Source organism: Aeromonas sobria (assembly GCF_006243315.1).
Lineage (GTDB): Bacteria > Pseudomonadota > Gammaproteobacteria > Enterobacterales > Aeromonadaceae > Aeromonas > Aeromonas sobria_A.
Genome location: NZ_NKWE01000049.1, coordinates 1 through 23,145, shown reverse-complemented (window position 1 = coordinate 23,145; position 23,145 = coordinate 1). Strand labels below are relative to the sequence as shown.

At 55.3% G+C, this 23,145-nt stretch carries 18 protein-coding genes and 1 pseudogene; 7 read left to right on the top strand and 12 right to left on the bottom strand.

Features of this window, described 5'->3' with window-relative positions:
* Positions 1-278: 278 nt before the first annotated feature.
* From CF137_RS16975 to CF137_RS16950, 6 genes and pseudogenes are all read right to left on the bottom strand, one after another.
* On the bottom strand, positions 279-500 hold the full coding sequence (locus tag CF137_RS16975; RefSeq protein ID WP_139720521.1) for a hypothetical protein: 222 nt from the start codon (positions 498-500) through the stop codon (positions 279-281).
* Between the two features lie 90 nt (positions 501-590).
* The gene (locus CF137_RS16970; RefSeq protein WP_139720519.1) at positions 591-1,031 is read right to left on the bottom strand and encodes a hypothetical protein; all 441 of its coding nucleotides are present in this window, start codon (positions 1,029-1,031) and stop codon (positions 591-593) included.
* Positions 1,032-1,440: 409 nt separating this feature from the next.
* Positions 1,441-1,713, bottom strand: a complete 273-nt coding sequence (locus tag CF137_RS16965; RefSeq protein ID WP_139720517.1) for a hypothetical protein — start codon at positions 1,711-1,713, stop codon at positions 1,441-1,443.
* 300 nt (positions 1,714-2,013) lie between these two features.
* Positions 2,014-2,354: pseudogene (locus CF137_RS16960) on the bottom strand (GMP synthase (glutamine-hydrolyzing)); the annotation flags it as partial.
* 123 nt (positions 2,355-2,477) lie between these two features.
* Positions 2,478-3,467 carry a D-alanine--D-alanine ligase gene (locus tag CF137_RS16955; protein ID WP_068977882.1) on the bottom strand — a complete coding sequence of 330 codons (990 nt, stop codon included), beginning with the start codon at positions 3,465-3,467 and terminating at the stop codon, positions 2,478-2,480.
* 203 nt (positions 3,468-3,670) lie between these two features.
* Positions 3,671-4,279, bottom strand: coding sequence for a 2OG-Fe(II) oxygenase (locus CF137_RS16950; RefSeq protein WP_101320047.1), 609 nt, complete (start codon positions 4,277-4,279; stop codon positions 3,671-3,673).
* 304 nt (positions 4,280-4,583) lie between these two features.
* Between CF137_RS16950 and CF137_RS16945 the strand changes: the two genes are divergently transcribed.
* The gene (locus tag CF137_RS16945; RefSeq protein ID WP_101320049.1) at positions 4,584-5,060 is read left to right on the top strand and encodes a glutathione peroxidase; all 477 of its coding nucleotides are present in this window, start codon (positions 4,584-4,586) and stop codon (positions 5,058-5,060) included.
* A gap of 179 nt (positions 5,061-5,239) precedes the next feature.
* Positions 5,240-6,625 carry a DEAD/DEAH box helicase gene (locus CF137_RS16940; RefSeq protein WP_101347128.1) on the top strand — a complete coding sequence of 462 codons (1,386 nt, stop codon included), beginning with the start codon at positions 5,240-5,242 and terminating at the stop codon, positions 6,623-6,625.
* A gap of 99 nt (positions 6,626-6,724) precedes the next feature.
* Here the strand turns inward: CF137_RS16940 and hutW are convergent, their stop codons facing one another.
* Complete coding sequence (gene hutW / locus CF137_RS16935) at positions 6,725-8,086, bottom strand: heme anaerobic degradation radical SAM methyltransferase ChuW/HutW (RefSeq protein WP_139720515.1); 1,362 nt, start codon at positions 8,084-8,086, stop codon at positions 6,725-6,727.
* Between the two features lie 254 nt (positions 8,087-8,340).
* Here hutW and CF137_RS16930 point away from each other — a divergent pair, with 254 nt between their 5' ends.
* Complete coding sequence (locus tag CF137_RS16930; protein WP_139720513.1) at positions 8,341-9,936, top strand: methyl-accepting chemotaxis protein; 1,596 nt, start codon at positions 8,341-8,343, stop codon at positions 9,934-9,936.
* Between the two features lie 117 nt (positions 9,937-10,053).
* On the opposite strand, the gene CF137_RS16925 is transcribed toward CF137_RS16930, so the two are convergent.
* The 3 genes from CF137_RS16925 to CF137_RS16915 all read right to left on the bottom strand — a co-directional run bounded on the left by CF137_RS16925 (position 10,054) and on the right by CF137_RS16915 (position 16,509).
* The gene (locus CF137_RS16925; protein WP_139720511.1) at positions 10,054-11,805 is read right to left on the bottom strand and encodes an ABC transporter transmembrane domain-containing protein; all 1,752 of its coding nucleotides are present in this window, start codon (positions 11,803-11,805) and stop codon (positions 10,054-10,056) included.
* The gene (locus CF137_RS16920; RefSeq protein WP_139720509.1) at positions 11,802-13,538 is read right to left on the bottom strand and encodes an ABC transporter transmembrane domain-containing protein; all 1,737 of its coding nucleotides are present in this window, start codon (positions 13,536-13,538) and stop codon (positions 11,802-11,804) included. Before CF137_RS16920 ends, CF137_RS16925 begins: the two co-directional genes overlap by 4 nt.
* A 166-nt stretch (positions 13,539-13,704) precedes the next feature.
* Entirely contained in the window at positions 13,705-16,509 is a 2,805-nt protein-coding gene (locus CF137_RS16915; protein ID WP_139720507.1) for a hybrid sensor histidine kinase/response regulator, read from the bottom strand.
* A 175-nt stretch (positions 16,510-16,684) separates the two neighbouring features.
* On the opposite strand from CF137_RS16915, the gene trxC reads away from it, so the two are divergent.
* Positions 16,685-17,119, top strand: coding sequence for a thioredoxin TrxC (gene trxC / locus CF137_RS16910; RefSeq protein ID WP_139720505.1), 435 nt, complete (start codon positions 16,685-16,687; stop codon positions 17,117-17,119).
* A gap of 161 nt (positions 17,120-17,280) precedes the next feature.
* Positions 17,281-18,663, top strand: a complete 1,383-nt coding sequence (locus CF137_RS16905; protein WP_101320063.1) for an SLC13 family permease — start codon at positions 17,281-17,283, stop codon at positions 18,661-18,663.
* Between the two features lie 64 nt (positions 18,664-18,727).
* Here CF137_RS16905 and CF137_RS16900 read toward each other — a convergent pair whose 3' ends face one another.
* Both CF137_RS16900 and CF137_RS16895 read right to left on the bottom strand, forming a co-directional pair.
* Entirely contained in the window at positions 18,728-21,205 is a 2,478-nt protein-coding gene (locus CF137_RS16900; RefSeq protein WP_068977889.1) for a glycogen/starch/alpha-glucan phosphorylase, read from the bottom strand.
* A 375-nt stretch (positions 21,206-21,580) separates the two neighbouring features.
* Positions 21,581-21,778, bottom strand: coding sequence for a DUF4250 domain-containing protein (locus CF137_RS16895; RefSeq protein WP_139720503.1), 198 nt, complete (start codon positions 21,776-21,778; stop codon positions 21,581-21,583).
* A 231-nt stretch (positions 21,779-22,009) separates the two neighbouring features.
* On the opposite strand from CF137_RS16895, the gene CF137_RS16890 reads away from it, so the two are divergent.
* Entirely contained in the window at positions 22,010-22,495 is a 486-nt protein-coding gene (locus CF137_RS16890; protein ID WP_139720501.1) for a cell division inhibitor, read from the top strand.
* A 151-nt stretch (positions 22,496-22,646) separates the two neighbouring features.
* Positions 22,647-23,081 (top strand): YcgN family cysteine cluster protein, encoded by a 435-nt coding sequence (locus CF137_RS16885; RefSeq protein ID WP_042019284.1) that lies wholly within the window; start codon positions 22,647-22,649, stop codon positions 23,079-23,081.
* Positions 23,082-23,145 lie beyond the last annotated feature (64 nt).

The window sequence follows — 23,145 nt, the reverse complement described above, 5'->3', positions numbered from 1 at the left end:
GGTGTTGAAAGGCTGGGGTATCCATGATGGTAGACCTCAAGGTGATGGCCTACTTCAAGCTTAGCCTTTCAACACATAATTGGGACAGAGCCATTATAAAGAATTCGGGGCGCAGGTCGCCCCTTTTGTTGCTTTGGCAAGGCTTGGCGCTCAGCAACGCCCCCCAGCGGATTAACGAAACACGTAGGGTGCAATAAGCGCAGCGCATTGCACCATTTGCTGAGCGGCTTTTGGGCAAGATATAAGGCGCAAAATTAGCGGTGCAATTTCATTGCACCCTACGGCACTATGATAAAACCATCACCAAATTGATGTGCAAATAACCTATCACCTTCATTCAAAATGGGAGCACCAGGAAAAACTCGAATACCTAGTTGAATAATGGAATGCATTAGCTCACGCAACCCCAATATCGCTCTAGTTTGACTATCATAACCAGACTCATATAGATTTGAAAAACCTTCAATATCAATATTAATCCCCCATCGCCTATCCATCATCTAAAACCTCTTAACATTTAAGCTTTAACTGTACAGGTAAAAATGCGAGCTTACACCACACCTTTTTTTATATCCCACGAAATTGACTTATTAGCTGCTCTTTAAAAACCATTCATTATATTTTTTCATAACAACAAAGAATACATTTCGAGAATCTACACCATCAATTTCATAGTAGAGCTGGTCAAGCGAGTCAGTACACGAGCTGCCCACATGAAAGCCTCTAGAAGTAGTTAGCTCAAATGGTAGACGGACAGATATATGTTTACTTTTATTACACAACGACTTGACCAACTTAAACTCGGTTAACTGGCCTATTTCTTGGCAGAAAGCCTCCCCATCAGACAGCTCTTTACCTGCTTTGGATTTCTCAAAAACCTCTCTGGCACCGTTTTCCGCGATCCACTCTCTTAAGTGATTAAGAGAAAATACGATAAATAGAAAAAGCCTGCTATTGGGTTTTATGTTGTACTCTGTCAGCGCACTTTGAATTTCTTCAAAAAGACTTCTTGGACTTTCTAGCTCGAACATGATGCAAACCTCATTGTCGCTAACAGTGAATTAGATGGAATATGGTACTAATCCGATAGCAGAACATTCCATATAACTCCGGCTGACTTAATTGCCGAATAACCTCCAGCCTGCTGCTATTTACCTGTGGTATTTCTCTGGCTTGACACATTGATGGCTCAAACAGTTGTCAAGTGGCAATATTAACGCGCACGCTAGGCAAGAAAAAGAGTGAGGTGACAGTTTCCTGAGCAAGATCAACAAATTAATCAACAAGTACAAATACCGACCGCATATCAGAGGTAACTGGTAGTGGAGGTTGTGGAGGTTGTGGAAAAGAAAAGACGCCCTAAGGCGTCTTTCTTATTGCTGGTTGTTAGAGCCAACCGGTTAGAGGCTATCCCCCTCCCCACCTTGCCCCGCAACCCAATCAGATCGGGGTAATGGAGGTGATATGGGCATCCCCGTCCAGCGATTTGAAGATCTGCACCACGGCTTCGCCATGGATTGGTTTGGCAAGTGGCACAGTGCTCTTGCACTTGAAGCGGTAGTTGATGCCAGCCACCACCTGGGTGGAAACTTCAAAGGGTACGTACTGTACCCCGACAAACCCTTTCAGCGCCAGGTCAAATACCGCCTGATCCTCGGCGGTCAGCTTGTGATATGCGGTCCATCCACCCACCAACACTGCTTGTTCTGACATATCAAACTCTCCCTGCTCTATGGTCCCGACTCGTTTGGCTGTTCGGGCTGCGCCCCGTTGATTCAAGTGGTTTCCGGTCTCCACCGGGGGTCATCACAGCCGGTTGGCACGATGACGATGGGCCCGTTTGTGCAGCTATCTGCACGTGGATCAGCCCTCCCCCTTGCCACGAGCCGCTGTTGATAGCGGGCCCAATTGGCATTAGAGAGCCTAGTGCGGGATGGCAAAAATGCCCCTGTCACATCTGACAGGAGCAAGGTGGCGAAAAAGCTGCTCGAAGGGCAGAAGGGCGCGAGCCGCTTATTCCCATTCGATAGTTGTAGGCGGCTTGCCGGAGACGCCGTACACCACGCGGGAGATACCGTTGATCTCGTTGATGATGCAATTCGACACGTGTCCCAGGAAGTCGTACGGCAGGTGAGCCCAGTGGGCGGTCATAAAGTCGATGGTCTCAACGGCGCGCAGGGCAATGACCCAGTCATATTTGCGACCGTCGCCCATGACGCCAACGGAGCGCACCGGCAGGAACACCGCAACCGCTTGGCTGATCGGGTGGTAGAGGTCGGCCTTGCGCAGCGCTTCGATAAAGAGCGCAGCAGATCGCAGGACTCCTTATTCACCTCGCCAACGACACGTACCCCCTCCCCGCTTTTTATCCCATCACGCGGGTTCACGCTGCTGGTGATCAACGGATAAAAAAATCCCCGCCGGTTGGCGGGGATGTTTATTGGGTCGTCCTTCACTCCGTGAACGGGAGAGACAATTTAGCTGGCCTTGCGCAGGATCTGCTCAAGGTAGTCGGCGAAGCGGTGACCGTGATGCTCCAGCAGTTTCGGGAACATGGAGATGGAGGTCATGCCCGGGAAGGTGTTGATCTCGTTGAGCAGGATCTCGCCCTCGTCGGTCAGGAAGAAGTCGATGCGCGAGAGGTGGGTCAGTTTCAGCTGACGGAATGCCTTGAGGGCATACTCGTGGATCGCATCGGCTTGCGCCTGGGTCAGCCCTTGTGCCGTGAGGCTGGTTTCGGTGTGGCTGGCGCTGCTGTACTTCTCTTCATAGCTGTAGAACTTGTCCTGCGGGACACAGATCTCGCCCGGATAGGTGGCGATCAGCTCGTCACCATACTGATAGGCCGCCACTTCGAGCTCGCGCGGCTTGACCGCTTTTTCGATCAGCACCTGTTCGGAGTAACCGAAGGCATCGGCAATGCCCTTCACCAGGTCGGCTTCGTTGCTGGCGGAGTAGCAGCCAACGGAAGAGCCCTGAGAGGCGGCCTTGATAAAGACCTTGCCCCACTTGGCCAGCGCGGCTTTGGCATCAGCAAGGGCCGCGTCGCTCTGTTCGGTCAGGAACAGGTAAGGGGTGTTGGGAATGCCGATGGCGGTGAGCCACAGTTTGGTGCTGATCTTGTTGAAGCAGATCTTGCTCGCCTCGGCATCGCAACCGAGATAAGGCAATCCGGCCAGTTCGAGGAAAGATTGCAGATCGCCGGTCTCACCCGGGTAGCCGTGAATGCAGGGCACCACGTAATCCACCGGACGGGCCACGCTGTCAAACGAAAGCAGCTTGTCGAGCCCCAGCTTGCACTCGCGGCCATCGGCACTGAGCCAGCGGTCGGCGAACATCTCGACACGGGTCACTTCGATGCCGGGCAGGAGAGCGAGTTGTTGCTCGAGGAAATTGGCGCTACGCAGAGAGACTTCGTGCTCGGAGCCACCGCCGCCGCACAGCAGCAAGACATGCATGTTCTTCATTAGATGTGATCCCTTGGGAAAGCGGCCTCGTCATGACCATTTGATAAGCCAATCACCATAAAAACCGGACGAAGCCAGATACGAACATAAGTGCGCGCCAGTGTAGCAAGGGAGATCAACCCTTGTCAGCTGATGGGAGCCCCATCACCCTACTTCTTGCGGTGAAAAGCGCCCGTGCTGTCAAAAACCGGTAAAACCGCGCCTCAGCGGGGCGGATCTACCCGCCCCACACCATTGCCATTGACCCGAAACCAGCCAGCAATGCTGTAACGTAGTTGATTGGCAGGCAGCACTTCGTGGGGAAACTCCTCGGAGAGGAACAGCACCAATCGCCCCCCCTTGGGGCTGACATCCATCAGAAACTGCTCGTCGTTGTCATACACCCTGAGCACGCCACCGGCCTCTGGCTGCCAGTCGTTGTTGAGGTAGAACACCGAGGTGAAGCGACGGTTGGAGCGACCGGCAAAGGCATCGCGATGGGTAGCGTAAAAATCCCCGCTGCGATAGCGCGCAAAGTGAGCTTCGTAGTCGAACAGCCCCAGCATCAGCATCCGGTTGGCGGCAAGCCGCAGCAACTCCATTCGCGCGAGGTAATCGACCACAGGGGCACCGAGTTCCGGCTCCAGCCAGTGGATCTGGTCACGGCGAATATCGGCATTGCCTTGATGCAGCGTCTCACGGCCGATCCCGGCGGGTTGCCATTCGGTGGGTAGACACGCTTTGAGGGCATCCACTTCGGTGGCGGTTAAAAAATCATCCACAATCACCCATCCTCGGGTGTAAATGGCATCCATGACAGCTTGATAGTCCAAGACAGGCTCACAATGAGTGGAGAGAGGGCGCTTTGTAGCGGCTTACCGGCCAAGGTACAAACCGGTTTGCTTCTCTTGAGAAGTCCCGCCATCAATACGCTATTTCATTGATGACTATCTGATTTTTCTAGATGAGTGTGATCCCGCCCCTCCCCTTGCCGTATTGGCTGACGAAAGTGTGATATTACCCGCAATGAGCAGGTGCCATCACCGGCGAGCCTTGCCGCAGCAAGAGCCAACCGATACCGTAGCAGTAGCCCTGTTCCCCCGCTCTTATGCTGACAACCAACAAAAGGATAATGTCATGTCCCTGCCTGATCTGACTTTGCAACAACTGGATGACACCCCCTATCCGCTGACTCAGCTGGCGGGCAAGGTGATACTGGTGGTCAATGTGGCCAGTCGCTGTGGATTTAGCCCGCAATACACCGGTCTTGAAGCGCTCTATCAGGAGCTTGGGCCCAAGGGATTGGTGATCCTGGGCTTCCCCTGCAACCAGTTCGGCAATCAGGAGCCGGGGGATGCGGACGATATCGCCCGTTTCTGCTCACTCGACTATCCGGTCAGCTTTCCCATCATGGCCAAGTGCGATGTCAACGGCGAGCATGCCCACCCCTTCTACCAGTGGCTTAAAAAGCAGAAACCGGGTTTTTTGGGGCTGGAAAACGTTAAGTGGAACTTCACCAAATTCCTGATCGATCAGGATGGCAATGTGGTGGACAGATTCGCCCCCCAAGCCAAACCCGAGAGCCTGACCGAACAGATCCGCGAGATGCTCTGATCCCCCGACCTTGTTTTCGCCATATTTACACCATTGTGTGGCGGCCAGCACGACAGCTACTGCGTGCAGGCCGCTCTTCTGCTATATTACGGCCCCACTATCTTTTCCAGATGGTGATTGGTGCAACGCTGCCGATCACCCATTGAGCCCAAGGCTCACCTCAGGAGTGTCTCTCGAACATGTCATTTAACGAACTGGGTCTGTCCCCGCACATTTTGCGGGCCGTCAAGGAGCTGGGTTACGAGCAGCCAACCCCCATCCAGCAGCAAGCGATTCCGGCCATTCTGGCCGGTCAGGATGTGCTCGGCGGCGCTCAGACAGGCACAGGCAAAACGGCCGGTTTCACCCTGCCGATGTTGCAGCGATTGCTGGTCAACCACGGGCGTAGCCGCCGTCAGGTGCGGGCGCTGGTGCTCACTCCGACGCGCGAACTGGCCGCCCAGGTGGGTGAGAGCATCACCAAATATGCCCACCACCTGCCGTTTCGTACCCTGATCGCCTACGGTGGCGTCAGCATCAAACCCAACCTCGACGCCATCAAGCTGGGTGTCGATATTCTGGTCGCCACCCCGGGCCGTTTGCTCGACCTGCTGACTCAAGGTGCACTGACCCTGAACCAGCTGGAAGTGTTGGTACTGGATGAAGCTGATCGCATGCTCGACATGGGTTTTATCGTCGACATTCGCCGGATCATGAAAGCACTGCCTGCTGAGCGGCAAACCCTGCTGTTCTCTGCCACTTTCTCCAACGAGATCAAGGCGCTGGCCGATGACTTGCTCAAAGAGCCCACCCTGATCGAGGTGAACCCGAGCAATACCGCCGCCGAACAGGTGACCCAGCGGATCATCGAAGTCGATCGGGAACGCCGTCGTGAGATGCTTTCTCATATGATTGGCCGTGGCAACTGGCAGCGGGTGCTGGTGTTTGTCCGCACCAAGCAGATCGCCGATCGCCTCGCCCAGCAGATGCAAAAAGATGGCCTCAATACCGTGGCTATTCACGGTGACAAGAGCCAGGGCGCCCGCAACCGGGCACTGGCTGATTTTCGCAGCGGCGCCGTGCGGGTGCTGGTCGCCACCGATATCGCCGCCCGCGGCCTCGATATCGATCAACTGCCTTATGTGATCAACTTCGAACTGCCGCAAATGGCAGAGGATTATATCCACCGTATCGGCCGAACTGGCCGTGCCGGTCGTGGTGGTGAAGCCATCTCGCTGGTCAGCCATGACGAGCTGGATCAACTCAAAGCCATCGAAGCCCTGATCGGCCAGTCTCTGCCACGGGAGATCATGGCAGGATACGAGCCCAGCGGTAAGGTGAGCCGCCAAACCCTGCCAGGTAGCAAGCCGGTGCAAAACCCGCCCCGTGACCGCGGCCATGCCAACGCCAAGAGCAATGCCAAAGGCAAACCCGCAGCAGGCAAAGGTAAAGCCAAGAGCGATGCCCCCAAAAAACCGGCTCCAGCCCGCAAACGGGAAGTGGTCGGTGAAGATATCGGCTTTACCCCGATGCGCCGCCTGCCCAAGACCATGCGCGACAGCTATCAGGACAGCAGTGACGAATAACTCACGCCCTACGCTGCCGCTCTAACCCCAAAAGGGAGCCAATATGGCTCCCTCTTTCGTTATAAACGTGACAGTTGCACCCAGCTGTTCAGCTCAGGATCAGACCAGTGAATGACCCACTGCAGCGGCGCCATGGCTGGGCGGAGCTGAACCATCGAGCGGATTGAGCTGCAAGAACTCGAACAAGCCTGCCTGCATATTGACGTTCCAGAAGCGGCCAGCGAGGGTGAGTTGCAGTCGTGCGCTCTCTATCTCGGCCAGCCCGTGCTGCTGCCAGGCGGCAAAGAGCGGCATAAGATGAGTCAGCAAAGGCGCAGGCAGACGATCCAGCGCCAGCACACCACTATCGAGGGCTCCTCTAAGCACACCATCCATCCGCCCATTGGGATTGCGCCCCATCACCATGCCGGGCGCCCGTTCGCCGTTGGCCAGCGCGTCGTGCCAAGCAGCCAAGTCCCGGCCATACATCAAGCCGTGACCATGAACACTGCCCCCCGCCCCGGCGCCAAAAGGGAGGATCTCGGCGCCGCGTTTGGCCATCTGGTTATAACGGCTCTGCTCGGCCGGGCTGCGCCGCCAGTGGCTGCACGATAGACGCTCCCAGCCGTGGGCTTCCAGTTGCGCGCCGCCATAGGCATACATGGCCGCTCGCTGCTGGCCATCGGCCACCCAACCCAAAGTGCCCTTCTCCTGCGCCCTATCCAGATTGGTGCCCTGCATGGCGATCAACTGGTAGAGATCGACCCCGTGCACACCGCTCGCCATCACATCGCGGATATCCTGCTGCCACACGGCATCATCCTGACCGGGCAGACCGAAGATGAGGTCTGCCACGATCACCGCCGCATCATCCCGGGTCAGCTCGCCAAGACGGGTCAGCAGGGTATCCCTGTCATCGAAGCGGGCCGCCTGCTGGCGCACTTGGGAATCAAAGCTCTGCACCCCGAACGAAAATCGGTTGAAGCCACCCGCCAGTGCCGTCTGCCATTTTTCATCATCAAAACCGTTGAGCCGCCCCTCCAGCGTCACCTCGGCATCCGCCGCCAGCGGAAAACGGCGGATCACGGCGGCCAGCATCGCCAACTCGTCGGCGCTCATATCCGTCGGCGTGCCGCCTCCTACATACACCGCCGAAAAAGCCATGCTCTGCACCAATGGTGTCTCTGCTGCCTGAGCCAGCGACCCGCAGAGCGCATTGATGTAGCGGTTGATCCGCGCCGGATTGGCGCCATTTTCAAAAAAATTGCAGAAGCTGCAGCGTTTGCGGCAAAACGGAATGTGGATATAGAGGGCTCGCTCTTGCGCATCGCTTTCGCGCTGCCACCAGCCCTGCCAACCAGCCTCATCCAGCGGGAAGGGGCGCATCCCTCCCCGACTGGCGTGAGCCGAGGTCTTGGCGCTAAAGGCAAATTTAAGGGGGTCCGGTGAGGCAATGCCGGTCATTGAGGGGGTCAGATTCATGATGGTCACTATTCAGCAAATAATGACAATGATAACGATTATCGTTACTAGTAATTTGTTCTGGATCAACCCGAGGAGCAGCGCCACTGCCGGAGGGTATTTTGGCAACCTGCATTACCGATCTTCTTAACAGATTATTTACTCAAGAGCGGTTATTGTGTGCCGATAGAGAACCATCTCCCGCCGTTTCTTCGTCTACGATCAAGATGATACGGGATCTCATAACAACACCAAGCGCATGGAACTTGCCCAAGATGCATAACCTCTCCTTGAACTGGAAAATATTCCTCCCTCTTGCGCTGGTCATCAGCACCACCTTTGGCCTCTGCTTCGAACTCTCCGCCTGGCTGCAACGGGATCTCGCCATCCGGCTGGCGGGAGAGAAAGTCGAGAGCGCGGCCAACACCTACATGGATCAGCTCAACGTGCTGATGATGACCGGTGGCATGGCCAACCGGCAGATAGTACAGACCAAACTCAAAAGCGAGGCAGGTATTGTCGAGGCCCGGCTGATCCGCGCCCCGGCCGTCAGCAACCTGTTTGGCCCGGGCCACCCGGATCAGAAAGCACAAGATGCAATGGATGAACGTGCCATCACTCAGGGAGATACCATCCTCCAGCAACAGGGCAACCAGCTCACCCTGATCAAGCCGTTCAAGGCCTATAAGGAGTATCGCGGCACCCAGTGCCTCACTTGTCACCAGGTCAATGAGGGGACAGTGATGGGCGCGGTGCGGATCAGTTATGATCTCAGCCACACCTTCGGCGAGATCCGCCACAACAACCTGATCCTCAGCGGCAGCCTGGCCGCCGTCTTCAGCCTCGGCTTCGGCCTGCTCTGGTGGGTGTTACAACGCTACGTAAAACGCCCGCTGCGCCAGTTGCAGATCACCATGATCCAAATGGCCAAAGAGCGTGACCTGGCCCTCCCTCTGATCAATCACAGCCGGGATGAACTGGGCCAGATGACCCGCGCCGTCAATGACATGGTGCAGGGATTTCGCCACAGCCTGCAGGAGGTGGAAGGTGCCACCCACCAGCTCTATCAGGAGTCGAACCAGATCCGTCAGATCGCGACCCAGACCGAAAATTCGGCCAGCCAGCAAGAGGGGATGACCACTCAGGTCGCCGCCGCAGTGAGCGAACTGGCCGCCAGCTCTCACGAAGTGCGCGAACACGCCCGCCGCAGCGCCGAGCTCTCCGCCCTCACCAATCAGGATGCCGCCAACACCAGCCGCCTCGCCCAGCACTCCATCACCGATATGGACGAGATGTCGGCCGAAATTGATCGGGTGGATCAGGTGATCCAGCAGCTCGACAGCCGTTGCCTCGCCGTTGACAGTGTGCTGGAAGTGATCAAGGGGATAGCCGATCAGACCAACCTGCTGGCGCTGAACGCCGCCATTGAAGCGGCCCGGGCGGGTGAGCAAGGTCGCGGCTTTGCGGTGGTAGCCGATGAAGTACGAGCGCTATCCAACCGCAGCCGCGCCGCCAGCGAAGAGATCTCCCAGATGATCGCCGCCCTGCAAAAAGAGGCCCAGAGCGCGGTTACGGTGATCGGGGATGCAAAAAGCAAGGCCGGTGAGAGTATCAGCAAGACCGAAGCGACCCTGGCGGCGATGCAGAACATCATCGGACGTATTGCCAGCATCAACGACCTCAACGCCCAGATGGCCCAGTCGGCCGAAGAGCAGGATCGGGTCTGCCATGAGGTAGACAGCTCGGTGAGCGATATTCGCAACACCTCCAACGACACTCTGGGTCAGGCACACGCCGCCAACCTCGCCAGCATCCAGCTGGTAGAGCAGTGCCAGAAACTGGAGGCGCTGCTTAAAACCTACCGTTGGTGATCGCTGCCGCTCAGCAAAAAAATCCGATACCTGTACAGGTATCGGATTTTTCACTTATCAGATTGACCGATCACATGTTGACGCTATGTGGGAGCAGTCATCGACCATGTTGGCGGCTTAAGCCCGTTTTTCCTCAAGCCATGCCCCCTGGCTCTGCATCTCGAACAGCTGGGCATAATGACCGCCGAGGGCCATCAGTTCACCGTGGCTGCCCCGCTCGTTCACCTGACCGCGGGAGAGCAGCAGGATCTCATCTGCATCGACAATGGTGGAAAGTCGGTGAGCGATGGCGATGGTGGTGCGGCCACGACGCGCCGCAGAGATCGCCTGCGACAGCGCCAGCTCGGTCTGGGAGTCCACACTGGCGGTTGCCTCGTCCAGAATGAGGATGCGAGGATCCCCCACCAGCGCGCGGGCGAACGAGAGCAACTGACGCTGACCGGCGGAGAGGTTCTTGCCCCCCTCCTCCATCAGAGTGTTGATCCCCTCCGGCAAGCTGCGCACAAACTCGGCCAGCTGTACCTCGGTCAGTGCTTGCCAAAGCCGCCCCTCATCGATGCCAGCGCGGCTAAGACGCAGGTTCTCCGCCAGCGTGCCGACGAAGATAAAGGGATCTTGCTGCACCAGTCCGATCGTGCGGCGCACTGTGGCCAGCGACAGTGTTTCTAGCGAGTGATCATCAAAACGTATCGCTCCTTGGTCTAGCGGATAGAAGCCCATCAGCAGACTGATGATGGTGGACTTGCCGCTGCCGGTATGGCCAACCAGCGCCAACATCTGACCGGGTCGCGCAGCAAAACTCACCTGTCGCAGCACCTGTTGCTGACCATCATAGGAAAAAGTCACCTTATCAAAGCAAACCCGTCCTTGCAGATCCTGGTGCGCGCCATCGGTACTTTCACGCGGCTCATCGAGCAGGGCAAACACCCGCTCCCCCGCCACCATCGCCTGCTGCAGCTGGTTGAGCTGGTTGGTCATCTCGATCAAGGGCTCAATCATCCGCCCCAGATAGCTGATAAAGGCATAAAGCACCCCCACCTGAATGGCCCCCTCTGTACTTAATCCCTCTTTGGCAAACAACGCCAGCAAACCGATCAGCACCATCATGTAAAACATGTCGATCAGCGGGCGCAGCAAGATGCCATTGATCTTGAGACTCTTGAGCCGGGCCGACCAGTGTTGCTGGTTAACCTCGGCAAAAGCGTTGGCGAAATGACGTTCTTGTACCATGGCCTGGATCACCGGCATTCCCTGCAGCGACTCGTTAAGGCGACTGTTGATATCGGACAGCAAACTACGGGTCACTCGAACCACCGGTACACTCAACTTCTGATAAAGCCACATCACAGCCATTACCGCAGGCAGCAAGGTCGCACAGACCAGCATCAAGCGCAGATCCAGCAATGCCATCGAGATGAGAATGCCGCACAGCAGCACCACCTTTTGCACCAGCATCCCGATCACCTGCACATAGAGGTTCATGATGGCTTCAGTGTCATTGGTGATCCGGGAGATGAGGGAGCCCGAGCGATGCTGGTCAAAATAGCGAACCGGCAACCGGATGGCGGTAGCAAACACCTGCTCACGCAAGGTCTGCACCACCGCCTGGGCGATGCGGTTAAAGCGCAGTGATTGCAAATAAAAACCCGCCGCAGAGAGTACCTGCAAGGCCAGATAACCGGCAGCAATCGCGCCGATGGCAGGCCACACAATATTGCGCGGTGCCAGATAGTCATCGATGAAGGTCTTGATCAGCAGTGGCCCTGCCACTTCAGCCCCCGTCGCCAGTAACAGGCAGATGCCAGCTTGGATCAGCCAACGCGGATAACGGGCACAGTACCCCAGCAGCCGTTTGATAGTCGGGTTCACAGGCGCTCCTCCACGTCTTGTTCCAGACGCTGGTAACGCACCATGTCAGCATACCAGCCATCGTGTGCCATCAGCTCCTGATGCCTACCCCGTTCACTGATCACCCCCTGATCCAATACCAATATCTCGTCGGCCTGTTCCACCGCAGTCATCCGGTGGCTAATCAGGATCAAAGTGCGATCATGGGCCTTGAGCGCATGGAGGATCTGCTGCTCTGTATGGGCATCTACCGCCGACAGCGCATCATCAAGTACCAGGATCGGTGCCTCCAGCAGCAGGGCGCGGGCAATGGCAAGCCGCTGTTTTTGGCCACCAGAGAGGGTGACGCCCTTTTCACCCACCTCGGTCTCATACCCCTTGGGGAAACGCACGATATCATCGTGGACACAGGCAATACGCGCCACCCGCTCGATCTGCTCACGACTGGCCTGTGGTTTGCCAAGCGCGATGTTAGCCGCAATGGTGGTTGAAAACAGGAACGGCTCTTGCGGCACATAGGCAAACTGGCTACGCAATGCCCCCAGCGACAGCTGCTCAATGGTCACGCCACCCATCACTATCTGGCCTGCAGTGGGATTGGCAAGGCGCATCAACAGCTTGAGCAAGCTGCTCTTGCCTGCACCGGTGCGTCCCACCACCCCGAGCATACCGTTCCGTTGCAGGGTAAAATCCACATCCTGCAGCAGGGTACGTTGCTCCAGCCGATAGCTCACCGCCTCGACATGAAGGGGAAACGCTGCAATAAACGCCGTTGGATGAGCAGGTTCTTCAATGTCGCTGCGTTCGCCAAGCAGGCTCTCGATGCGAGAGTAGGCAGCGCTGCCCCGTTCGATGATGTTGAACAACCAGGCAATGGCAAACATCGGCCAAATCAGCTGGCCAAGATACATGGTGAAGCTGGTGAGCTGCCCCAGGGTCAGTTCATCTTGCAATACCAGCGCACTCCCCCCCGCCACCGCAAGAAAGTAAGAGCAACCGATACAGAGATAAATAACCGGATCAAACTTGGCATCGATACGTGCCACCGCCATGTTGCGATCCCCGGCCTGTCTTGTCAGCTCGGCAAAACCTTCATCCTCAAGGGACTCGACCGCATAGGATTTGAGCACCCGCACGCCGGAAAGGGCTTCCTGGGTCTTGTTGTTGAGCTTGGAGAAAGTCCCCTGCGCCGCCTTGAACTGGGTGTAGATCTGAGTGCCAAAACGGTTCATGAAATAGGCCATCACCGGCAGCGGTAACAACGAGAGCAGTGTCAATTGCCAGGAGTACTGGCTACACATGATGGAGAGCACCAGCACCCCGACCATGATGGAGTCCACCAGCGTCAGCACCCCTTCGCCGGCTGTCATCTCGACCGCCTGAATGTCGTTGGTGGCATGGGCCATCAGATCGCCGGTACGGTGACGCTGATAAAAATCGGGGCTCATGCGGGTGAAATGGCTGAACAGCCGATTACGCAAGACATAGGCCAGCCGGTATGAGGCGCCAAACAGCATCACCCGCCAGACGTAACGCAACAGATAAATCAGCAGACCAAGACCAAACAGCCCCGCCAGATAACGCATCAAGGTGCCATTATCGAGTTCTCCCCTGGTGATGCCATCCACCACCCAGCCCACCACTTTAGGCGGGATCACCGTCAACAGGGCCACCATCAACAGCAGAGAGATGGCGGCCAGATAGCGAGGCCACTGCTCCTTAAAAAACCAGCTCAATCGTAAAAAAACGCTCACACCACCAACCTTTAGCGTTATCTGTCGGTGACCACTCGTCAGAGCAGCCACCAGGCAAGCCACGCAAACTGAGAAAAATGAAAACAATCGCCTCCAACTGGAGGCGATTAAAATGAAAGCTCATCATATCCTGAACCGGCATGGTTGAGAATAATTACTATTTAATTCACTGTGACATGTGATCATCCCCTGATGAATAGGGATTGTGCGAATTATCATGCTGCTCACCTGTGAGCAAAAAGTGCGACACCTCTTCCCGCGTCTGACTGAATACGTATTGCAACTGCTCCAGATCCACCTCGTTCAGCACCTCTTTTTGCCTTAAACGCCACTCCAGATCTCCGCTGACCATCTGCAAGCGAACCGCCGAGATGTTGGCCGACACCCCCTTGAGGGTATGCAACAACTTGCTGGCCAGCTCGGGTTGCTGACAGCGCAAGGCGGAGCGGATCTCCCACAGATCGTCCTTGTGCTCCGACATGAACAACTTGAACAGGATCTGCAACGCCTCCTTGTCCTGCTCCAACCGTTTGAGGGCCTCCTGCAAATCGAGGATATCCATCTGATCGGGCGGCCTGACCTCCACCAGTCCACTGCGTGCAAAGTCCTGTGGTTTTACCCACTGTAGCAAGTTGTTATAGAGTTCCAGCTTGCTGACCGGTTTGGTGACATAGCCATTCATCCCAACGCCCAGACAACGATCCTTATCGCCAGGCATAGCGCTGGCGGTGAGGGCAATAATGGGCACATCGTGCTTGTCGACCATTTTGCGGATCTGGCGGGTGGCATCGAGACCATCCAGCACCGGCATCTGCAGATCCATCAGGATCACATCAAAAGGTTGCTCAGCAACCCGCTCTACCGCTTCCCGACCATTACTCACCACACAGACCGTTGCATCAACCCGACGCAGATACTCCATGATCAGCTGTTGATTGACCCGATTATCTTCGGCCAGCAACACCCGGGTACCTTGCAACAAGGATTTAAAATGCTGTTGATCGCCCTGCACCTCCGCCTTGCGCAGATGCTGATCGTAGGAGCTGCCGTTGAGCACCTCATCCACCTTGGCCAATAACCCGTTTTCGGTCATCGGTTTGGACAGAAAATGGGTCAGCCCCATACTGTCCATTCTGGCGTGCAACCCCTCCTTGGCCCAGGCACTGATCATCAGGATAGGGATCTGCCGCCACAGGCTATGCTGATACATCTCCAGTGCCAGATCGAGCCCGTCTTCCTGGCCCATGCGCCAGTCGAGAATCGCCAGACGCAGGTTTTGCCCCTCTTCCCATAGCACCTGACGGGCACGAGAAAGGCTGTTGACTGACAATACCCGCACTCCGGCACGCGTCAGGATGTCACGGGCGAGATCCAATACCAGCTCATTATCATCCATCACCATCACTAGCGGCTGGTGCTCAAAGAATACCCGGTGCCCGGATACACCATACGCTGCCGTGGCCATCGGAATATCAAACTGAAACCGCGAACCAACGCCGGATTTGCTCTGTACGGTGATTTTTCCCCCCATCAGTTCCACCAGCCGCTGGGAGATATTGAGCCCCAAACCAGAACCGCCATATTTACGGGTATTGCCCGCCTCCAGCTGAGTAAACGCCTGAAACAGCTGAGTCTGTTTCTCCTCGGCAATACCAATTCCGGTATCCCGCACACTGAAGCTGACCCTCATCGGATGGGCATTGACCAGCTGGATGGAGACTTCGACTTCGCCACGCTCGGTAAACTTGATGGCATTGTTAACGAGGTTGACCAGCACCTGTCCCAGCCGCAGGGGATCCCCACGCAAGAAGACCGGCACCTCCGGCGACTTGCGAATGATCACCTCCACATGTTTGCGCTCGGCCAGATCGGCAAACATGCCCGCCAGCGAATCGAGCTGCTCGCTGAGATCGAAGTCGATCTCCTCCAGCGTCAGCTTGCCGGACTCCACCTTGGTCAGATCAAGGATGTCGTTGATAAGCAGCAGCAAGGTGTCGGAGGAGGATTTGATCTTGCCCAGATAGTCCCGTTGTTGCTGATCCAGTTCGGTCTGCAGTGCCAGCGAACTGAAGCCAATGATGGCGTTCATGGGGGTGCGGATCTCGTGGCTCATGTTGGCCAGAAAATCGCTCTTGGCCTGGGCCAGCAAGCCGGTATGGCGCGACAATTCACTCAGCTTATGATTACGGCGCCACAGGGTATAAGCGACCAGACCAAAGCAGATTAACGCGCCACCCAACACCATCAGATAGAAGCTATTCATCAAGGCGCTGGCGCGCTCCAGCTTGTCGGTCTTCCAGCTGATAAGCGTGTCAACCACATGCATATCGATGAGCCGATAACGTAGGGTGTGATACGCGACCACTTGCTGGCTCATGTCCTTGCTCAGGCGGATCAGCGCGATAACCCCCGGCTCACTACCATAACGGGATTGCAGCTGTTGTTGCAGCAGCGCCAGCTGCTGTTGCTCATTTTTATCCCAGCTACGCTGCAAATAGTTGGTCAGCTGTACCAGCTCAGCGACATCGCGCTGTAGTGCGCTGTCTACCTGAGTGATCTCGCTCATTTTGAGCGCCAGGGCCTGCAGTGGCGACTCGAGATATTCAATGGCCATCTCCATGGCATGGAGTTTGGCCAACTCCATCAGATAAACATCCATATCCGCCAGCAGCGCTTGCGACAGAGGGTCTTGCTCAGCGGCAGGATCGCTGCGGATATGGCGAACAAAACCGTCAAGGATGATGGATAACTGGCTGAGGCGCTGCTGGATATTACTGTCGTTGGCCTGCTCCCGCCCAAGCAGATAGACGGTATCGGCGTTGATCCTGTTTAGCACCACCTCTGCCGTGCTATTAAGCTCCTTCACCTGCTGTTGTTGACTGAGCAACTGCCAGCAGTAACCTGAAAAAGCGAGCAATACGGCTGTGATCAGCACTGCCACAACACGGTTCTTCCGTGATCCTTTTTTCATCCCGTCTCGACTCTCATCTGGTGGTCGCTGAATTATCCGGTTGGGCGATAAACCCAGGGGGAATTATCCACTCCCGCCGGTCACTGTGTTACCGTTATTTCACTGTAATGTTGCTGTTGTTTCATTCTTCCCCCCATCATATCTGCGGCCAGAGCCGATCTTGAAGGATCCAATTATGTCATTTATCACTACCTATTGTAGCCACTGCTTTACCAGAAACCGTCTGCCCATCACCCATATCGACACATCAGCCAAATGCGGCCATTGCAAGGCGCCAGTATTCAGCCAGACCCCGGTCCTTGGACGAGCAGATCAATTTGATACCCTGATCAACTCCGATATTCCGGTAGTGGTCGATTTCTGGGCCAGCTGGTGTGGCCCCTGCCAGCAGTTTGCCCCTGTATTTCATGATGTTGCCCATGAGCTCGAACCCCGGATGCGCTTTGTCAAAGTCGATACCGAGCAGCAGAGCGCCATTGCCGCCCGTTACGCCATTCGCAGCATTCCCACTTTCATCGTATTCAAGCAGGGCAACATAGTGGATCAGATAAACGGTTCGCTACCCAAGAGTATGTTCAAGCAGTGGCTGGAACAGTTCATGGATGTTTGATTTATGCTGCAAACATGTTTTATTCATGTTTAATTTCGCGCATTTCTATCAATCACTCTGTGAGTCGTGACTGATTTTGAGGAATGCAACCTGTTTCAAACAGGTGAACAGATGTAATCTCGGCAACACAAAAACAACCATAAATTAACCGAGAGAACATTATGCACACATCGGCTGTACCCTCTGCGCCATCTCGCTGGCTGGACATCAAATCAGGGATCGTCATCCTAGATGTCCTGCTACTTTGTGCCATGCTGGCCTGGCTCCCGTTTGATCCCATGGTCAACAAGGGGCTGGGCATTCTGGTCTTTATCGCCATCCTCTGGCTGACCGAAGCGCTGCACGTCACCATCACCGCCCTGCTGGTGCCCCTGCTGGCCACCGTGCTCGGGGTGTTTGACATGAGCAAATCCCTCACCGACTTTGCCAACCCGATCCTGTTCCTGTTTTTTGGCGGTTTCGCCCTCGCGGCCGCCCTCTCCAAACAGGGACTGGATACCCTGATGGCTGGCAAAGTGATGCACATGGCCAATGGTCATCTGGGTTGGGGCGTCATCCTGCTCTTTACCATTACTGCCGCCATGTCGATGTGGATCAGCAACACCGCCACTACCGCCATGATGCTGCCATTGGCTATCGGTATGCTGGCTCGCCTCGATAGCAAAAAAGATCGCGCCACCTTCGTATTCGTACTGCTGGGGATCGCCTACAGCGCCAGTATCGGTGGCATCGGTACCCTGGTGGGCAGCCCACCCAACGCCATCGCTGCAGCCCAGATGGGGATCGGCTTCACCGACTGGATGAAGTTCGGTATTCCGGTGGTGCTGATCCTGATGCCCTGCGGCATTGCCCTGCTCTATCTGGTGACCCGCCCGCAGCTCAACCACCGCGTCGAGATCCAGGATGTCACCATCAGCTGGACCCGCGAGCGTAAAGTCACCCTGGCTATCTTCCTGACCACCGTGGTGCTGTGGATCGGCTCGCAACCCATCTCCAACGCTTTTGGCGGCATCCCGCAACTCGACACCCTGATTGCCATGGGCGCCATCATTGCCATCGTGGTCAGCCGCGTCGCCAGTTGGGATGACGTCAACCAGAACACCGACTGGGGCGTGCTGATGCTATTTGGCGGTGGTCTGACCCTAAGTGCCATTCTCAAGGCCACCGGTACCAGTGCCTTCCTGGCAAGCCATCTGTCGGCCGTGCTCTCCCACGCCAATATCTTCGTGATCCTGTTGATGCTGGCAGCGTTCGTGGTGTTTTTGACTGAACTGGTCTCTAACACCGCCACCGCCGCCCTGCTGATCCCGCTGTTCGCCGGTGTGGCCGAGGCGCTCGGCGTCTCCCCCATCGTGATGGCGGTATTGATCGCTATCGGTGCCTCCTGCGCCTTTATGCTGCCGGTCGCCACGCCACCCAATGCCATCGTCTTTGCCAGCGGCCACATCCGCCAGAAGGAGATGATGAAAGCCGGTATGGCCCTCAACGTAGTCTTTACCGTGTTGCTCGCACTGCTGGCCTATTTTGTCGGTGATATTCTCTGATCACCTGTTATGCCAAAACAAAAAGCCCTCGCAATGCGAGGGCTTTTTCATCTCTGGTGGTTAATTAACCCGCGACATTGCAACTCTTCAGGTTCCAGATCCGATCCACGTAGTCCTGAATGGATCGGTCGGAGTTGAACTTGCCCATGGTGGCCGAGTTGATGATTGCCTTCTTCGCCCACAGCGCCGGATCCCGATACCAGGTATCGATCAGCTTGTGTGCCTCTGAGTAGGACTGGAAGTCCGCCAAGGCCAGGTAAGGATCTCCCCCTTCCAGCAAGGAGCGCTTGATGGAGGCCAGCTCACCCGGGCGACCTGGTGTGAAGTAGTCGGTATCAAACCAGTCCAGCACGGCTTTGAGCTCGGAGTTGGCATAGTAGAAGTCGTACGGGTTGTAACCGCGCGCTTTCAATGACTTCACCTCATCGACCGTCAGACCGAAGATGGCACAGTTTTCGGCACCCGCCTCTTCAGCGATCTCGATGTTAGCGCCGTCCAGCGTACCTATGGTGATCGCACCGTTGAGCGCCATCTTCATGTTGCCGGTACCGGAAGCCTCATAACCTGCAGTGGAGATCTGCTCGGAGACATCGGCCGCCGGGATCAGTTTCTCGGCGAGGCTGACGCGGTAGTTCGGCATGAACACCACTTTCAGCTTGCCCTGGATCCGGGTGTCGTTATTGACCCGATCCGCCAACTTGTTGATGGCATAGATGATGTCTTTGGCCAGTTTGTAACCGGGCGCCGCTTTGGAGCCGAAAATGAACACCCGCGGATGCATGTCATAGTCCGGGTTGGCCAGCAGGCGACGATACAGCGCCATGATGTGGATAAGGTTCAGCTGCTGGCGCTTGTATTCGTGCAGACGCTTGATCTGGATGTCAAAGATCGCCTCGGCGCTGACATCAATACCGGTCTCTGCCTTGATAACCTTGACCAGTTTCTCCTTGTTATGACGCTTGATGGTCATAAATTGCTGCTGAAACGCCTTGTCATCTGCAAACTTCGCCACCCCACGTAGCTTGTCCAGTTGCAGCGGCCACTCTTTGCCGACCACTTCGGTATACAGCCCGGCCAGCTCAGGGTTACAAGCCAACAGCCAGCGACGCGGTGTCACACCGTTGGTGACATTGCACAGCTTCTGAGGCCACAGCTCGGCATACTCGGGGAATAGGTCCTCTTTCACCAGTTTGGAGTGGATCTCGGCTACGCCGTTCACTTTGGAAGAGCCGACCACACAGAGATTGCCCATCCGTACCTTGCGCACACTCCCCTCTTCGATGATGGAGAGCTTGGCCTTGATGACATCATTGCCTGGCCACTTGGGCTCGACCTGCTCGCTCAGGAAACGGGCGTTAATCTCGTAAATCACTTCCAGATGACGGGGCAACACCTTCTCAAACAAACTGACCGACCACTTCTCCAGCGCTTCAGGCAGCAAAGTGTGGTTGGTGTAGGAGAACACCTGATAGCAGATGGCCCAAGCGGCTTCCCAGTTCAGATCTTCCTCGTCCACCAGTACCCGCATCAGTTCGGGGATAGCCACCGCCGGATGAGTATCGTTGAGCTGAATGGCAATTTGCGCGGCAAAGTTGCTGAAATCAGCGCCATGCACCCGCTTGTAGCGGCGCATGATGTCCTTGATGGAGCAGGCGCAGAAGAAGTACTGCTGGATCAGACGCAGCTCTTTGCCCGCATCGGTATCATCGTTCGGATAGAGCACCTTGGAGATAGTTTCTGCCTGGGCTTTTTCAGCCTGAGAGTCGATGTAACCACCGGCGTTGAATACATCCCAGTCGAAAAACTCGGAGGCACGGGATTCCCACAGGCGCAAAATGTTGACCGTGTTACCGCCAAATCCGACGACAGGGATATCCCAAGGCACCCCTTTGATCTTGCGACCGGCATGCCATACTTTTTTCAGGCCACCCTTGTCACCGAATACCGTCTCCACATAGCCGTAGAGCGGGATCTCTTGAACGGATTCCGGACGGCAAATTTCCCAAGGGTTACCGTATTCACGCCAGGAGTCCGGACGCTCGATTTGGCGGCCATCCTGGATCTCCTGACGAAACAGACCATGTTCGTAATGGAGTCCATAGCCGACCGCCGGATAGTTAAGGGTTGCCAGCGAATCGATAAAGCAGGCAGCCAGACGGCCCAGGCCGCCGTTGCCAAGGGCCATGTCGGGCTCTTGCTCGCAAAGATCGGTCAGCTCCAGACCGAGCTCACCCAGTGCCTCTTCACAAGCCTTGTACAGGGAGAGGTTGTGCAGGTTGTTGGAGGTCAATCGTCCCATCAGGAATTCAGCAGAGAGATAGTGAATGGCACGAGTATCTTTCTTGAAGTGAGTCTGCTGAGTGCGGGTCAGGCGCTCGTACACCTGTTCATTGACGGCCGCAGCAGTGGCTTTCCACCACGCTTCGGGGGAGGCTTTCTGTTCGCTTGTTCCCAAGGTAGAACGCAGGTGACGCACGATACTCGCCTTGAGCTGATCTTTATCCAGTTGGAGATCCTGGTCTGTCTTCTTCTTGGTAGCCATAAACCATATTCCTTCGTTACAAATAAAATTGTTATCCCGCTTGCGGGACCGGCGCTGTTGTTATCTCAAAATATGTACCGGCGTGAGAATACTAACTAAAGCGGCAGAATTAAAAGTTAACGCAAGTCACACTTTAACCGATAAAAACAGCCTGAAAAGCTTGAAAACCCTTTCCTTTAACTGATTGTAGAAAAACAAACATAACCTTTATTATCAACAACTTATAAAAACAATGAAAATATTATGGCATGAATAGGTTTTCAGAGATTGCCAAGCCTTGAAAATCCCTGAAAATAGACAACAAGATGGCGCATTGAAACCGATTTCAATGCGCCTTAAAAATTACCGTATAAATATGAAGCAATCATTGCACCCTCAGAGATGTGCCTTGAACTGATTGCTCAATGGATCGTAATGGTACCCAATCTGATCCAGACGTCCTGCCAACTGGGCTTCACTCATATCGTAATAGGCCAGCAGCTCCTCCAGCCCATCGCACTCCAGTCTCAGCTTTTCATTGATGATGCCCAGCAAGATGCTGGCATCCAGACGCTGCAAGGTACTTATATCCATAGCGGCACCTCCTTTAAATTGCCTGTATAACCATGGGCGGTGCAGCGCCATTTGTCCATAGAGCAAAAAACACTCTGTGCACTTTTAATAAAAAACATTTAAAAAAAACAATAACCTGAGTAAAGCCAGTGCTAACGCCATCACAGATTTCAGCAAAAACACCTTGTCACTACCGCAGGATAGAACTACTGTATACACATACAGCTTGGACATTCATACAGGAATTGAACTATGAACCAGCCTCTGCACTCACTGCCGTTTGCGATGAACCGTGCCATGAGTAACCCATGGCCAACCAGAACCGCTTGCAAAGCGGAATCTGCTCATTATGGCGTGACGCTCAAGTCTGATGACCAATTTCTGACTGAATTGACCAAGCTAGGCAACACTCACGCTGGCTGGATCTTGCTGATAGCACCACCGGGGCGCCCCACTGCTGTGCGGCTGCAAGAGCAAGGCATAGATCCCAAGAGGGTACTGGTAGTACACAGCCCTAAAATCAAGAACTGGCAACAGACTCTCGAGCGCAGTCTGGGCAACGGCCACTGTGCCGCCGTGTTTACCTGGCTACCCGAGCAGATCGAGCTGGATCACGCCAAGCTGCAACGTCTGGGACAACAATCTGGTGTGCTGACTCGTTTCTTTGGCACACAACGAAGCAGCCCAATCACACCTCTGCTTGCCTATGCAGAGCAGGACATCTACCTCAATCATTAAGGCAAGGTCACCCCATAAACACATCAAGATGATCCGCCGCAATTTGACACCATGGCAGCTATTTTGCCGTCAATATGACCCTCTTCTTGAAATTGTGAGTCACACAGGGTATAACCACGCGCTTTATCAGGTGAATTAAGTGAGCGGCATCATGCAAGCCCCCTTTTGGCAGACCAAGAGTCTGCAGCAGATGACTGAGTCCGAATGGGAATCCCTCTGCGACGGTTGTGGCAAATGCTGCCTCAACAAGCTTATCGATGAAGATACCGACGAGCTGGTGTTCACCAATGTCGCCTGCAACCTGCTCAACACCAAGACCTGTCAGTGCTCGGACTATACCAATCGTTTCAAAAAAGAGCCTGATTGCCTGCAGATCACCCATGACAAGATTGCCGAATATGACTGGCTGCCCTCTAGTTGCGCCTATCGCCTGCTGGCTGAAGGTGACACCCTGCCACAGTGGCATCCTCTGCTGACGGGCAGTCGCTCCGCGATGCATCAGGCAGGTCAATCTGTACGTGGCAAGGTCATTCACGAGGAGCAGGCGGGTGAATGGATTGATCACATCATCACTTGGGCCAGCTGACACGCTCCCCCCTATTTTCATTGAGACAAGGGCTGCACATTGTGCTAATGCCAGTCAGTTAAGC